The 14155-nt window shown below is 67.5% G+C and carries 12 protein-coding genes; 8 read left to right on the top strand and 4 right to left on the bottom strand.

The window, feature by feature from the left end; translation table 11 throughout:
* Positions 1-13: 13 nt before the first annotated feature.
* The 8 genes from J5M67_RS22960 to J5M67_RS22925 all read left to right on the top strand — a co-directional run bounded on the left by J5M67_RS22960 (position 14) and on the right by J5M67_RS22925 (position 9417).
* A complete protein-coding gene (locus J5M67_RS22960; protein WP_207887621.1) occupies positions 14-1816 on the top strand; it encodes an acyl-CoA dehydrogenase in 1803 nt (600 codons plus the stop codon).
* A gap of 32 nt (positions 1817-1848) precedes the next feature.
* The gene (locus J5M67_RS22955; RefSeq protein ID WP_207887620.1) at positions 1849-3957 is read left to right on the top strand and encodes a 3-hydroxyacyl-CoA dehydrogenase NAD-binding domain-containing protein; all 2109 of its coding nucleotides are present in this window, start codon (positions 1849-1851) and stop codon (positions 3955-3957) included.
* A gap of 15 nt (positions 3958-3972) precedes the next feature.
* A complete protein-coding gene (locus tag J5M67_RS22950) occupies positions 3973-5160 on the top strand; it encodes an acetyl-CoA C-acyltransferase (protein ID WP_207887619.1) in 1188 nt (395 codons plus the stop codon).
* Positions 5161-5173: 13 nt separating this feature from the next.
* Positions 5174-5953, top strand: coding sequence for an SDR family NAD(P)-dependent oxidoreductase (locus J5M67_RS22945; RefSeq protein WP_207887618.1), 780 nt, complete (start codon positions 5174-5176; stop codon positions 5951-5953).
* Positions 5954-6053: 100 nt separating this feature from the next.
* Positions 6054-7322 (top strand): alpha/beta hydrolase, encoded by a 1269-nt coding sequence (locus tag J5M67_RS22940; protein ID WP_207887617.1) that lies wholly within the window; start codon positions 6054-6056, stop codon positions 7320-7322.
* A gap of 17 nt (positions 7323-7339) precedes the next feature.
* Positions 7340-7753 (top strand): hypothetical protein, encoded by a 414-nt coding sequence (locus tag J5M67_RS22935; RefSeq protein WP_207887616.1) that lies wholly within the window; start codon positions 7340-7342, stop codon positions 7751-7753.
* Positions 7754-7756: 3 nt separating this feature from the next.
* The gene (locus J5M67_RS22930) at positions 7757-8824 is read left to right on the top strand and encodes an alpha/beta fold hydrolase (protein ID WP_243434837.1); all 1068 of its coding nucleotides are present in this window, start codon (positions 7757-7759) and stop codon (positions 8822-8824) included.
* On the top strand, positions 8821-9417 hold the full coding sequence (locus tag J5M67_RS22925; protein WP_207887615.1) for a GNAT family N-acetyltransferase: 597 nt from the start codon (positions 8821-8823) through the stop codon (positions 9415-9417). Before J5M67_RS22930 ends, J5M67_RS22925 begins: the two co-directional genes overlap by 4 nt.
* Before the next feature lie 46 nt (positions 9418-9463).
* On the opposite strand, the gene J5M67_RS22920 is transcribed toward J5M67_RS22925, so the two are convergent.
* The 4 genes from J5M67_RS22920 to J5M67_RS22905 form a co-directional block, all read right to left on the bottom strand.
* Entirely contained in the window at positions 9464-10495 is a 1032-nt protein-coding gene (locus J5M67_RS22920; RefSeq protein ID WP_207887614.1) for a DUF1214 domain-containing protein, read from the bottom strand.
* 18 nt (positions 10496-10513) lie between these two features.
* Positions 10514-11914 carry a DUF1254 domain-containing protein gene (locus tag J5M67_RS22915; RefSeq protein WP_207887613.1) on the bottom strand — a complete coding sequence of 467 codons (1401 nt, stop codon included), beginning with the start codon at positions 11912-11914 and terminating at the stop codon, positions 10514-10516.
* Positions 11915-11958: 44 nt separating this feature from the next.
* Complete coding sequence (locus J5M67_RS22910; protein ID WP_207887612.1) at positions 11959-13527, bottom strand: long-chain fatty acid--CoA ligase; 1569 nt, start codon at positions 13525-13527, stop codon at positions 11959-11961.
* 85 nt (positions 13528-13612) lie between these two features.
* A complete protein-coding gene (locus tag J5M67_RS22905; protein ID WP_207887611.1) occupies positions 13613-14149 on the bottom strand; it encodes a DUF2889 domain-containing protein in 537 nt (178 codons plus the stop codon).
* Positions 14150-14155 lie beyond the last annotated feature (6 nt).

Raw genomic sequence — 14155 nt, 5'->3', positions numbered from 1 at the left:
GACGAGACCGCGCATGACCCGTGCATTGCTCAACGAACGCGACCTGCGTTTCCAGCTCTACGAAGTGCTCGACACCCAGTCCCTGCTCCAGCGTCAGCGCTACGCCGATCATGATCGCGCAGTGTTCGATGCCACTCTGGAAACCGCCCGTCAGCTCGCCGCCGATTATTTCGCGCCGCACAACCGCAAGGGGGACGAGCATGAACCCACCTTCGACGGTGAACGCGTACACCTGATCCCGGAAACCCAGCAGGCCTGGGACGCCTTCGCCGAAGCGGGCTTCCTGGCCGCCCACCACGACCATGCCGATGGCGGCCTGCAACTGCCCGAGGTCGTGCTGCGCGCTTGCATGGCCTATTTCAATGCGGCCAACATCGCCACCCTGGGCTATTCCTTCCTCAGCATCGGCGCCACCAACCTGGTCAAGAGCTTCGCCAGCGACAAGCTCAAGGCGCGCTTCCTGCCGGCGATGCTGGCCGGGCGTTTCAGCGGCACCATGGCGCTGACCGAACCGGGCCAGGGTTCGGCGCTGGGCGATCTGCGCACCAGCGCGCGCCTGGCGGGCGATGGCACCTACCGTATCTTCGGGCAGAAGATGTTCATTTCCGGCGGCGACCACGAGCTCACCGAGAACATCGTGCACATGGTCCTGGCCCGCATCGAGGGCGCGCCGGCCGGCACCCGCGGCATCTCGCTGTTCCTGGTGCCCAAGCGCCTGGTGAATGCCGACGGCAGCTGCGGCGGGCGCAACGACGTGTCGCTCGCCGGCCTGCTGCACAAGATGGGCTACCGCAACACCACCTCCACCGTGCTCAACTTCGGCGAGCGCGACGGCGCCGTCGGCTATTTGATCGGCGAGGCCCACCAGGGCCTCGGCTACATGTTCCAGATGATGAACGAGGCCCGCGTCGGCGTCGGCCTGGGCGCCGCCGCGCTGGGCTACCAGAGCTTCGTCCATGCGCTGGACTATGCCCGCCAGCGCCCCCAGGGGCGCCTGCCCGCGAGCAAGGACCCGTCCTCGCCGCAGGTACCGATCATCGAGCATGCCGACGTGCGGCGCATGCTCCTGCAGCAGAAGGTCTACGCCGAAGGCAGCTTGAGCCTGTGCCTGTACGCCAGCAGCCTGGTGGAGGACAGCCATACCGCACCGAGTCCGCAGCAACGCCGCGACGCCGCCGAGCTGCTGGACCTGCTGACGCCGGTGGTGAAGTCCTACCCCTCGCGCTATGGCCTGATCGCCTCGGACCTCGGCATCCAGATACTCGGCGGTGCCGGCTATACCCGCGAATACCCGCTGGAGCAGCTATACCGCGACAACCGCCTGAACCCCATCCACGAGGGCACCGAAGGCATCCAGGCCATCGACCTGCTGGGCCGCAAGCTGGGCCCGCGCGGCGGCGACGGCTACCGGCTGTTCCTCGCCGAGGTTCGCCGCTGCCTGTTGCATGCCGCCGACGGCGCCCGTTGCGCCACGCTGGCGGCTGCGCTGGGCGATGCCCTGGACCTGCTGGATCGAGTCACCCAGGAGCTGCGCGGCCAGGTCGACGCGGACGCGACCCGTGGCCTGGCCAATGCCAGCGTCTACCTCGACCTGTTCGGCCGCGTGGTGGTCGGCTGGACCTGGCTGCGCCAGGCCCTGGTGGCCGGTGCCGCGCTGACCGAAGGCGCCGCCGGCGACGAAGCGGCTTTCTACCGGGGCAAGCTGCAGGCCGCCGAGTACTTCATGGCCTGGGAACTCGCGCCGCTGGACGGCATGGCACGACTACTGATGGCGGGCGACAGCCTTGCCCTGGACATGCAGGACGCCTGGTTCTGAGCAGAACCGCGCACCTATCGGGAGCTATCGACATGACTGAACTCATTCACTACCGGCAGCAAGGCGAAATCGCCCTGGTGGGCCTCGCCCACGGCCCGGTCAATGCCCTCGGCCAGCCCCTGCGCGCGCAGCTGCTGCAGGCCGTGGAACACGCCGCGGCGGACGCCTCGGTACGCGTCATCGTGCTGTTCGGCGATGGCCGGCCCTTCAGTGCGGGCGCCGACTTCGGCGAACTCGCCACGCCGGCTTCCTTCGCCAGCCACGACCTGCCGGGCCTGCTGCTGCGCCTGACGCAACTCGACAAACCGCTGATCGCAGCCATCGGCGGGGTGGCCCTGGGTGGCGGGCTGGAGCTGGCGCTGGCCTGCGGCTACCGCATCGCCCAGAACGGCGCCCGGTTGGGGTTGCCGGAGATCAAGCTGGGCCTGCTGCCCGGCGCCGGCGGTACTCAGCGCCTGCCCCGGCTGATCGGCATCGAGGCGGCGACCGACATGATCCTTGGCGGCGAGCCGCTGAGCGCCGCCCGGGCCCTCGCCCTCGGCCTGCTGGACCGCGTCGCCGGCGACGGCGACCTGCTCGAACAGGCGCTGGACTACGCCCGCGAACTGCTGGCCGAAGGCGCCCCCGCTCGCCCCGCCTGGCGCTGGGAACAGCCGGGCGCATCGGCTCCGGCCGGCTACCTGAACGACTACCGGCAGGCCCGGCACAAACAGTGGAAGACCCAGCAGGCGCCCCTGCGCGCCCTGGCCGCGCTGGAAGCCGCCTGCACCCTGCCGCTGGAGCAAGGGCTGCGTCGCGAGGGCGAGCTGTTCAAGGCGGCCGAAGCCTCGGCGGAATCCGGCGCGCTGCGCCATGTGTTCTTCGCCGAACGCGACTGCGGCAAGCTGCCGGGCATCACCGCCGCCACGCCCCTGCGCGTGATCGACAAGGTCGCGGTGATCGGCGCCGGCACCATGGGCGGCGGCATCGCCATGAACTTCGCCAATGCCGGCATCCCGGTGACGCTGCTGGAACTCAAGGCTGAAGCCCTGCAGCGCGGTCTGGCGCAGATCCGCCGCAACTACGAGATCAGCGTACAGCGCGGCAAGCTTTCCGCCGAGCAGCTGGAGCAGCGCATGGCGCTGCTGCGCGGCACGCTGGAGTATGCCGACCTGGCCGAGGCCGACCTGGTCATCGAGGCGGTGTTCGAGAGCCTGCCGATCAAGCAGCAGGTATTCCGCACCCTGGACGAGGTATGCAAGCCGGGGGCGATCCTGGCCAGCAACACCTCCACCCTGGATGTCGACGCCATCGCCGCGGTGACCCGGCGTCCACAGGACGTCCTCGGCCTGCACTTCTTCAGCCCCGCCAACGTGATGCGCCTGCTGGAAGTGGTGCGTGCGGAAAAGACCGCGCCCGAGGTGCTGGCCACCACCCTGAAGGTCGCCCGGCGCATCGGCAAGGTGCCGGTGGTATCCGGCGTGTGCTTCGGCTTTATCGGCAACCGCATGCTCGAGCCCTACTCCCGCGAGGCGCACCGCCTGCTGCTGGAAGGCGCCACCCCGGCGCAGATCGACGGCGTGCTGACCCGCCTGGGCCTGGCGATGGGCGTCGTCGCCATGCACGACCTCGCCGGCATCGACGTCAGCTACCTGATCCGCGAGTCGCGACGCGACGCCATCGCCCACGACCCCAGCTACTGCAAGCTGGCCGACGAGCTGTACGCCCTGGGTCGCTACGGGCAGAAGACCAGCCGCGGCTACTACCTCTACGAGGGCCGTGAACGCCGCGACGATCCGCAGGTCGTCGCCCTCGCCGAGCGCATCGCCGGGGACCTGGGCATCGCCCGGCGGCCGATCAGCGATGAGGAAATCCACGACCGCTGCCTGTTCATGCTGATCAACGAAGGCATCCAGTTGCTGGACGACGGCATCGCCCTGCGCAGCGGAGACATCGACCTGGTGTGGATCAACGGCTACGGATTCCCCGCCTGGCGCGGCGGCCCGATGCATTACGCCGAAACCCTCGGCCTGCCCCTGGTGCTGGAGCGCATCCGCCATTACCGCGACAGCCTGAGCGACTACGGGGCCATGTGGTTCCAGCCGGCGCCGCTGCTGGAACGCCTGGTCGCCGCCGGCCGCAGCCGTATCGAACGCCTCTGACGCAAGGAACAGGACATGAAAGAAGCCGTCATTCTCTCCACCGCGCGCACGCCGATCGGCAAGGCCTTCCGCGGCGCCTTCAACCACACCACCTCGCCGAGCATGGCGGCCTTCGCCATCCGCGCGGCCGTCGAGCGCGCCGGCATCGAAGCGGCGGAAATCGACGATCTGGTGATGGGCACCGCGATGCCCGCCGGCACCGCCGGCTGGAACCTCGGGCGCATGAGCGCGCTCGCTTCCGGCCTGCCGCTGTCGGTCAGCGGCCAGACCCTGGACCGCCAGTGCGCCTCCGGGCTGATGGCGATCGCCACCGCCGCCAAGCAGATCATGGTCGACGGCATGCAGGTGACCATCGGCGCCGGCCAGGAACAGATCAGCCGGGTGCAGAGCCGCCACATGGAATGGGCCATGAGCGAGCAGGACCCGCTGGTGCTGCGGCATGCCGAGCTGGCCTACATGCCCATGCTGCAGACCGCCGAACTGGTGGCCCGGCGCTACGGCATCGGCCGCGAAGAGCAGGACGCCTACTCGCTGCAATCCCAGCAGCGCACCGCCGCCGCCCAGCAAGCCGGGCGCTTCGCCGGCGAGATAGTGCCGGTGCAGGTCACCCGCGCGGTCACCGACAAGGCCAGTGGCCAGATCAGCTACGAATCGCTGGTCCTCGACCGCGACGAAGGCAACCGCCCGCAGACCCGCCTCGAAGACCTCCAGGCCCTCAAGCCTGTAATCGAGGGCGGCTGCATCACCGCCGGCAACGCCAGCCAGTTGTCCGATGGCGCCAGCGCCTGTGTGCTGATGGACGGCCGCCTGGCCGAACAGCGCAACCTGGAGCCGCTGGGCGCCTATCGCGGTATCGCCGTGGCGGGCCTGGCGCCGGAGGAAATGGGCATTGGCCCGGTGCTGGCGGTGCCCAAGCTGCTCCGCCAGCACGGCCTGACGGTGGACGATATCGGCCTGTGGGAGCTCAACGAGGCTTTCGCCTGCCAGGTCCTGTACTGCCGCGACCGGCTGGGCATCGATGACCAGCGGTTGAACGTCAATGGCGGCGCCATCGCCATCGGCCATCCCTACGGCATGAGCGGCGCCCGCATGGTCGGCCACGCCCTGCTGGAAGGCCGTCGACGCCTAGTGAAGTACGTGGTGGTGACCATGTGCGTCGGTGGCGGCATGGGTGCCGCTGGCCTGTTCGAAGTTTTCCACTGAGCGGGGCAATGCCATGACCGAGCAATCCCAACGTTTCTCCCTGGCCGGCAAGGTCGTCCTGATCACTGGCGCTTCCAGCGGTATTGGCGCGCACCTGGCGCAGGTGGCCGCCACGGCGGGCGCCCGGGTGGTACTGGCGGCCCGCCGCGTGGAGCGCCTGGCGGAACTGGCTGCGCGCCTCGCCGACCAGGGCGGCGAGGCACTGGCGGTGCCGCTGGACGTCACCGACCGCGCCAGCGTCGAGGCCGCCTTCGACGCCGCGCAGGCTCGCTTCGGGGTGGTCGACGTAGTGCTGAACAACGCCGGCATCGGCCAGGGGCAACGCGCCCTGGAACTGAGCGAGGACGACTGGCGCGCGATGCTCGCCACCAACCTCGATGGCGTCTGGCGCGTGGCCCAGTGCGCGGCGCAGCGGCTGGTCCAGGCCGACCGTCCCGGCAGCATCGTCAACATCGCTTCGATGCTCGGCCTGCGGGTCGGCATGGGCTACAGCCACTACTGCACGGCGAAGGCCGGCGTGGTGCAGCTGAGCAAGGCACTGGCGCTGGAACTGGCGCGCAAGCGCATACGCGTCAATGCCATCGCCCCCGGTTACTTCATCACCGAAATGACCGGTGGCTACTTCGACAGCGAACAGGGCCGCAAATACGTTCACGACGCCATTCCGATGCGCCGCCTGGGCGAGCTGTCCGAACTGGACGGCCCCTTCCTGCTGCTGGCCAGCGAGGCCGGCGCCTTCATGACCGGCAGCGTGCTGGCGGTGGACGGCGGGCAACTGGTCAACAACCTGTAACCGGAAAGGGTTGGCCCCCTCCCGTTCCACAGGAGGGGGGCGCGCGAGGGGGCAGGTCCATAGCATGGCCGGTATTTCCGCGACCACAAGGAGTTCCGTCGTGACCACCCATGCCAATCCGACTCCCCAGGCCCCCCGCCCTTCCGGCAAGGGCCTCCCCCTCACCTTGCGCACGCCCGCTCCGGACCGCGACGCGCGCGCCTTCCTGCGCATGCTCAACCTGGCGACGCAGATCAAGCCCATCGAATCCTACTCGGTGAGCGAAATCCGCGAGCTGTGGCGTCTCACCGCCCTGGCGCTGGGCAATCGCCCGGCGCTCGACAGCGTGCGCCAGTACGAGATCGAGGGGCCGGGCGGCGAGCTGAGCCTGCGCATTTACAGCCCGGCGCGCAGCGAGGAGCCCCGCCCTGCCTTCCTCTGGATCCATGGCGGCGGCTTCATGGTCGGCGGCCTCGACACCGCGGAATCGATCTGCCGCAACGTCGCCCTGGCCGCCGGCTGCATCACCATCGCCGTCAGCTACCGGCTGGCGCCCGAACACGATCTCAACGCCAGCCGCGAGGATTGCCTGGCCGTTCTCGACTGGGTCATCGGCCATGCGCAGGAGCTGGGCATAGACGCTGAGCGCCTGGCGGTCGGCGGCGACTCGGCGGGCGGCAATCTCACCGCGGTGATCGCCCAGGAAGCGCGGCGCCGGGGCATCAAGCTGGCGCTGCAAGTCCTCGCCTACCCCGCCACCGAGCTGGTGGAGTCCTTCCCGTCGCTGGCCGAGAACGCCGACGGCTACATGGTCACCCAGCACATGCTCGGTTACATCCAGCGCGCCCTGGCGGATTCCGCGGCGCACCTGGACACCAGTTCGCCCTGGCTGTCGCCCCGCCGGCAGACCAACCTGCGCGGCCTGGCGCCAGCGCTGGTGATCAGCGCCGGGCTCGATCCCATCCGCGACGACGGCCTGGACTACGCGGCGCGGCTGCGCCAGGCCCGCGTCCCGGTGCAACTGCTGCATTATCCGGGGCAATTCCACGGCTTCCTCAACTTCGACGCCATTAACGGCGCCGCCGTCGACGCCATGCAGCGCATCGGCGCCGCCCTGGTCGAGGCCTTCGAAGGGCGCCACAGCGATGCCACGCTGGAGATCGCCGATGCCACGCATCACGCCAATGTCGCCGGAGAAACCCGCGCCGCCGCGCTGACCTTCTGGAATGCCGCCGATGGCTGGCGCGACGCCCTGCTGGCCCAGGTTTCCCCCTGGCTGGCCCGCACCACACGCTGGGCGCTCTTGCCCTACTCGGCCAGTACCCGGCCCTTGCGCCGCTGCCTGCAACGTGGCGCTCCGCTCATGGCGCTGCAGACCTACCCCACCTGATGACAGGAGAGTCCAGCATGACCGCTTCACGCTTTCCCGACCCGCTGCAACTGTGCCGCGAGGCCCTGAACAAGCTCGAAAACGGCATCAACGGTTTTGCCGCCCGGAAGATGGACTCCAGTGAATTCGCCCAGGCCATGATGGCCTACACACGAGCCTCCACCGGCGCCCGCTACCTGGCGGAGCGCTCCATCGCCCGCCTGCTGGAACAGCTGGACCTGCCCAGCCGGGACGAGGTCCGGGAACTGGCTGATGCGGTACGCCGCATCGAGGACAAGCTCGACCAGTTGCTCCCCGACGTGGCGCCCAGCGCCATGGTGCCCCGCCCGCCCCGCAGCCGCCGCCCCCTGGAGCTGCAACCGGAGCAGGCATTGAGCAAAGCGCGGCAGCGGGCCAAGCAGCCCGCGGCCAAAGCCAAGAGGAAACCCTGAGCCATGCCATTCGAAAAAACCTTCGCGGGGCGCCTGAAAAGCGAAGCCCGGCGCATGCTCAAGCGCAGGCTCAACGCGCTGGACTACATCAGCTCCCCCGGGCCGAAGGTAGGGGAAACGCCCAAGCGTCTCCTGCACCGCCGCGGCACGCTGAGCCTGTACCACTACCAGTCCACGGCCGATGAGGTGTACCGCGTCCCGCTACTGCTGGTCATGGCCACCACCAACCGCGCCTACCTGTTCGACCTGGCCAAGGGGCAGAGCCTGATCGAGTTCCTCCTGCACCGCGGCTACGACATCTACGTGGTCGATTGGAACCCGCCGACCCGGGCCGAGCAGCACCTGAAGATCGAGAACTACGTGCTCGACTTCCTCCCCGACTGCCTACGCCGCGTGCAGCAGGACTCGGGGGTGGAGGAAGTCACCCTGGTCGGTTACTGCATGGCCGGCATCCTCTCCTGCATCTACGCGGCGCTGCATCCGCAGGGTCCGCTGAAGAACCTGGTGTGCTTCACCACGCCGGTGGACTGGAGCCAGGTGCACTGGACACGCGCCGTGGCGAACCCCGACTACTTCGACGTCGACGAACTGGCGGACCGCCTGGGCATCATCCCCTCGAAGATGATCCAGAACGCCTTCGACCTGCTCCGCCCGGCCGGCCGCATCGCCGGCCAGCTGCGCCTGTGGGACAACCTGTGGAACGATCAGTACGTCAAGGGTTACCGCATGATGACCGGCTGGGGCGCCGATACCCTGCCGCTGGCGGGCGACTACTACCGGCAGATCGTCAAGGAACTGGTCTGGCAGAACGGCCTGTTCAAGGACAGCCTGCGCATCGGCGGACGCGCCGTCCGGCTCGATGCGATCAAGGTGCCGCTGCTGCACGTCATCGCCGAGCACGACACCCTGGTGCCTCCGGCCAGCGCGCAACCCTTGCTGCACAAGGTGGGCTCCGTCGACAAGGAAGAACTGATCATTCCCGGCGGGCACGTCAGCCTGGTCGCCGGGCCCGCGGCCATCAAGCGCATGTGGCCATCACTGGATCACTGGTTAGGGAAACGCTCCGTATGAAGAAACCCACGCAACGAAACTACCCTCGTCACCTCGCACTCAACGGCACCCAGGTGGAGTTCCGCCTGATGCGCATGGAGGACGGGCCGCCGCTCACCGAGTTCATCGCCGGGCTGCCGATGCGCGATCTGCTGTTCGTGCGCCGCGACATCAGCCATCCAAAGGTCATCGCCGCCTGGCTGGGTGCCCTGGGCAAGGAAGTCACCAGCCTGGTGGCCTACGCCGACGGCCAGATGGTGGGCTGCACCGCCGTGGCGGTCGACGTATGGTCCTGGTCGTCCCATGTCGGCGACCTGCGCGTGCTGGTGGCGCCTGCCTGGCGTGGCGTAGGCCTGGGACGGGCGCTGATCAAGGAGTGCGTCAACCTGGCCGTCAGCCTCGGCCTGGAGAAGCTGACCGTACACATGACGGTGGACCAGAGCGCCGCCATCAACGCCTTCCAGGAGCTGGGATTCCAGGCGGAGTCGGTGCTGCGCAATCACGTCAAGGACCATGACGGTCGCACCTACGACCTGGCCATCCTCAGCCTTGAAGTCAGCGAGTTGGCGGTTCGCGCCACCGGCAAGGGCATGACCACTGCGCTGAACGAGTAGATGAAAAAAGGGGCAGGTCGACCTGCCCCTTCCGCCTTGCGATAACTCAGTTCGCCGGCGTGGCCTCGGGGAAGCGCCAACTGCCCTCGAGCACTGGGGGTTGCGGCTGATACAGGCGGACCATGTAGTTCCAGCCCGGCATGATCGGCAGGCAGTTGGGCCGCTTGCCGTCGCAGCCGCCGAAGGCGACCTCGATGCTGCCATCCTCGCCCCGTTGCGCCGTGACGCTGTTGAGGTTGTAGGCGCCCAGGGAGTTGGGCTCGAAATAGCCCTTGGCGTTGTACACGCTGACCGACCAGAACGCGTCTACCGGTACGTCCCTGACATGCAGGCGATACGGCGTCGAACCGTCGTTGCGCGCCGGGGTGACGTTCAGGTAGGTCGCGTCCCTCTCCGGGAACCCGCCCCAGGCCGAGGCGGAAGCGATCAGGTGACGCACCGGGTCGACCTGCCCCTGGGCGCCGAAGGCACGGTTCAGGTCCGGTTCCAGCGCGGCCAGCGCCAACAGCGCGCTGCGAACCTTGCTCTGGCTTTCACTATCCCATTGCGGCAGCTCCAGTTGCCCGGCGCCGGCCTGCTCGACGCGCACCGCGTCCTGCAGCGCGTGCGCGTGCTGCATGTCCTGGGCATCGGCGGGGTTGGCGAGAATACGCAAGGCGATCGCCACATAGCGGCTACCCATGGCATCGCGGGTCAAGCGGTGCGTTCCCGCGCCGTAGAACACCGCCGGCACGTAATGCTGCTCGTTGATCACCTGAAGCGACAGGTAACGCCCGCCGGTATCCGGCAGGGTCAGCGTCAGGGGCCCGGCCTCCAGGTCGAAGACCCCGACTGAATACAGCGTGTCGCGGTTGAGCCGGATGACCGTCTGCTGGTCGATGGATGCCACCTGGCGGTTGTGCTGCAGATGGCCGACGCCATAGCGCTTGGCGATGGCGGCGAAGTAGCGGTCCGACTCCGCCTGGGCGAAGTTGTCGACGCTCACCGGCCTGGGCGCCGTCGCCGCCCAGGCGGCCTGATGCACGGCAAGCCAGGGGGCGGCGAGCAACAACAGGGAATGGCGAATGGTCTTATGCATGTGGTTGTTCCTCCGCTGTCACTCGACCCGTTGCAGGGTCGGCCGTTGCCAGTTGCCGGAAAGCACTTCCGCCTTCGGCCAGTAGAGACGCATGGCCAGCAGGAAGGGCCCCTTCGGTACCGGGACCCAGTTGGCCTCACGCGCGCCGCCCGGCGAGTCGTTCTGCACGTAGAGCGTGAGGCCGCCATCGGCGTCGCGCTGCATGTCGGGCAGCATCGGCGAGTTGACCAGGTAGCGCTGCAGCGGGTTGGCCACCAGGTTGCGCTCGGGCAGGGTGTAGGGCGTCAGCGACCAGAACGAATGCACGGGGGGCAGCTGATCCTTGGCGAAACGCAGGACGTAGCGGTGGCCGCCATCGAGCTTCTGCTGGCCGGCATCCAGGTTGTAGCTGACGTACACCGCTTCCTCGGCAGAGTTGCCGTAGATCCCCCCGACCGCGGCCGCCATCCGGTACAGGTAGTTGCCGGCCAGGTGCTCGCGGGTGCCGAACACGTCGCCACTGGACACCTTGCCGGCATTGCGCAGGCGTTCGAAATCGGCCATGGACTGTTTCCAGGCATCGGCCATGCCCGCCTGCACGGCTTCGCGCAGCTCCGGCGACAGAGCCTGGAAGTCGAAGGTCTTTCCGGGGCCGATGTTCAACCGGGCAAAGCGCTCCATCAGCGCCTTCTCGGAGTCCAGGGTCGGGCAGTACCCCAGCACGAAGTTGAGGACCTGGAAGAACTCCGGCGACTTGCGCTCCTGTTCGGCGCTCAGCGGCTTGATGAAGTTCACCGCGGGAGCAGGCTTCGGCGCCGGCTGGCCCAGGTAGGCCGACAGCGGTTCCACCTTGAATCCCGCCTGCACCTTGCGTACCCCTTCCATGTCCTGCGGATTGAACAGCTGGGTACGGTAGAAGACGAAGGCAAATTGGGTATCGGAACGGATGACCTTGGCGATCCCCGGCGGCGTCTGCCCTTTCCAGTCAGGTCCGGCCAGCAGATAGCGGGCGGCCTTGTTGCCGGTGGCGCGGCTGCCTACATAGGCGAAGTTGTAGGTATAGGCGTCGACGAACTGCAGCGAGTAATACCGTTGCGCCTCTACGTCGGGCACGCTCAGCACCAGGGGCTCGCTGCGCAGGTCGGCGCCCAGTTGCGAATAGGGGGTGTCGGCGTTGGGCGTCTGGATCGCGGTGTCTTCCGGCGTATACAGCCGCGCCTCGTTGTGCAGGGTGTTCCAGGGCACCTTGAATTCGGGGTTGGCGCGGTCCTGGAAGTAGGTGTACTGGATGCGGTAGCTGTCCACCAGCGGGAAGCCATAGACGTAGGCTTCCCGGGCAATGGCCCGGGATTCCTCGGGGGTGGGCTGGTCGCCCCAGGCGAGCCCGGCGGCGAAGATCGCCAGGCCGGCTGCCAGCAGGCGAGTCGGATGGGGGGGCATGGGCAGATTCCTTGTCAACATGATTGCGTCGAGCTCGACCGGCGTCAGGCGATGTTGCGTGCGTGTTTTTCCCAGTAAGGCTTGCGCAGCTCGCTCTTGAGGATCTTGCCGACGCTGGACAGCGGCAGGCTCTCGCGGATCTCCATGCTGCGCGGGCACTTGTAGCCGGCGATCCGCTCGCGGCAATGGGCGATGATCTGCTCCTCATCGAGCTCGGCGCCGGGCTTGAGCACTATCACCACGTGCACGCTCTCCCCCCATTTCTCCGAGGGAATGCCAATGGCAGCGCACTGCGCCACCGCCGGGTGACTGGCCACGGCATTCTCGACCTCGGCGGAGTAGACGTTCTCGCCGCCGCTGACGATCATGTCCTTGAGCCGGTCGACGATGTGCACGAAGCCCTCGTCGTCCATGTAGGCGCCGTCGCCGGTGTGCATCCAGCCGCCCTTGAGCACTTCGGCGGTCAGCTCCGGCTGGTTCAGGTAGCCGAGCATGACGTTGGGGCCGCGCACGACGATCTCGCCCACGCTGCCGCGCGGTACTTCCTGGTCGTGTTCGTCGACGATGCGCAGTTCGACGCAACTGATCGCCCGACCGGCCGAATACATCTTGCCGCTCACCTGGTGCTCGGCACAGTGGTACTCAGCATCGAGCATGGTGCCGCCAGTGGTCAGTTCGGTCATCCCGTAGCCCTGGAAGAAGCGGGCCTTGGGGAATGCGATGCAGGCGCGGTCCAGCAGCGCCGGGGAAATCGGCGAAGCGCCGTAGATGATGTTGCGGATGCTGCTCAGCTGCAGCGACTGCAGTTCCGGACTGGCCTCGCGGGCCTGCAGCATCATCTGGATCATGGTCGGGGCGAGCATGAGGTCGGTCATCTGCACCTCGGCCACCGTACGGATCGCCGCCTCTCCGCTGAACGCCGGGAGTATCACGTGCACGCCACCGGACATGATCAGGCAGTACATCGCCGAGAAATCCGCCAGGTGGAACATCGGCATGGCATGCAGGAAACGGGCGTCACGTCCGAAGAAGCCTTTGCTGGCGGAGGCCATGGCGGCAAAGGCCAGATTGTTATGGCTGATCATCACCCCCTTGGGGAAACCGGTGGTGCCGCCGGTATAGAAAATCCCAAGAAGCGCATCGCCATGCCGGCGCACGTCGTCCACCGGCTCGGCCCCGGCCAGCAGCGCCTCGTAGCCGAGCATGCCTTCGGGAGTCTCCTGCTCGCCGACGTGGATCACGTGGCGCAGCGTCCTGGCCTGCCGCATGATCGCCAGGCCCATGTCCTTGAAGCTGTCGTCGACGATGAGGATCGAGGTGCCGGAGTCATCCAGGGAGTAGACCACCTCCGCCACGCTCCAGCGCGTATTGACCGGGTTGAGGATGCCGTCGGCCCAGGGCACGCCCAGGCTGTATTCGATGTATTGGGGAGAGTTGCGTGACAGCATGGCCACGCAGTCGCCGCTTTGCAGTCCGAGCGCTTTGAGCGCCCCGGCGAGACGTGCGACGCGTCCGCCCAGTTGTGCGAAGGTCATGCCGCGCCCCTGGCAGCGAATCGCCGTCGCATGGGGCCGTTGCTGCATGTGACGGTGTAGACCTTGGGTGATGTACATGTCGTTCTCCAGTGTTCTTGTTATCGGGGAACACACTCGGCATCTGGATGCACTGCGCTGGTGCTCGTTGCTTACTGATGAATCCTCATGGACCGGATAATTTCCGGGCAGCCGGTCCGTCCCACCGATAGGCGTGGCAGGTGCCCAGCACGTGACGGACCGGATTGTCGTCGGTGGCGCCACCAGGCGTTTGCCGGCCGTCGTAACGCAAGGTCATGAGCGTCTGGAACACCGTGGTCGCCAGGGCTTCCACAAGATCGGTGAGATGCGTACAGCCCCGCTCACCACCCAGCAGTCGAAGCAGCTCGCGCTTGAAACCACGGCCGATCGTCAAGCCCTGGAGGTTCGCATAGGCCGCCGCGATTTCTCCGCAGTAGGGTGTCGGCGCGGCATCGCTGCTCGCCCGGGCCTCCCGCACCCGCCAATCCTGATCAACGACCAGCACGACCCGCATCTGGTGAACCGGCTGTCCGGCCGGCACCTGCTTGAACAGCAGATGTAGATCATGGGCCTTGCGGTCCAGCAGGCGCCCTTCGAACTCGTAATACCCATCGCTGCGGCGAAATCCCTCGCACACCACTTGCCGGGTATGCAGCGGATAGCGTTCCAGTTCAATCGGCATCGGCAT

This window comes from Pseudomonas sp. 30_B, from assembly GCF_017491605.1.
Taxonomy (GTDB): Bacteria; Pseudomonadota; Gammaproteobacteria; order Pseudomonadales; family Pseudomonadaceae; genus Pseudomonas.
The sequence above is the reverse complement of the archived record's forward strand: the minus strand, read 5'-3'. Positions and strand labels throughout refer to the sequence as shown.

Bases quoted from the DNA above. Each gene is read 5' to 3' on its own strand.
- J5M67_RS22960 (WP_207887621.1), top strand. From the start codon at position 14: ATGACCCGTGCATTGCTCAACGAACGCGACCTGCGTTTCCAGCTCTAC.
- J5M67_RS22955 (WP_207887620.1), top strand. From the start codon at position 1,849: ATGACTGAACTCATTCACTACCGGCAGCAAGGCGAAATCGCCCTGGTG.
- J5M67_RS22950 (WP_207887619.1), top strand. From the start codon at position 3,973: ATGAAAGAAGCCGTCATTCTCTCCACCGCGCGCACGCCGATCGGCAAG.
- J5M67_RS22945 (WP_207887618.1), top strand. From the start codon at position 5,174: ATGACCGAGCAATCCCAACGTTTCTCCCTGGCCGGCAAGGTCGTCCTG.
- J5M67_RS22935 (WP_207887616.1), top strand. From the start codon at position 7,340: ATGACCGCTTCACGCTTTCCCGACCCGCTGCAACTGTGCCGCGAGGCC.
- J5M67_RS22930 (WP_243434837.1), top strand. From the start codon at position 7,757: ATGCCATTCGAAAAAACCTTCGCGGGGCGCCTGAAAAGCGAAGCCCGG.
- J5M67_RS22925 (WP_207887615.1), top strand. From the start codon at position 8,821: ATGAAGAAACCCACGCAACGAAACTACCCTCGTCACCTCGCACTCAAC.
- J5M67_RS22920 (WP_207887614.1), bottom strand. From the start codon at position 10,495: ATGCATAAGACCATTCGCCATTCCCTGTTGTTGCTCGCCGCCCCCTGG.
- J5M67_RS22915 (WP_207887613.1), bottom strand. From the start codon at position 11,914: ATGCCCCCCCATCCGACTCGCCTGCTGGCAGCCGGCCTGGCGATCTTC.
- J5M67_RS22910 (WP_207887612.1), bottom strand. From the start codon at position 13,527: ATGTACATCACCCAAGGTCTACACCGTCACATGCAGCAACGGCCCCAT.
- J5M67_RS22905 (WP_207887611.1), bottom strand. From the start codon at position 14,149: ATGCCGATTGAACTGGAACGCTATCCGCTGCATACCCGGCAAGTGGTG.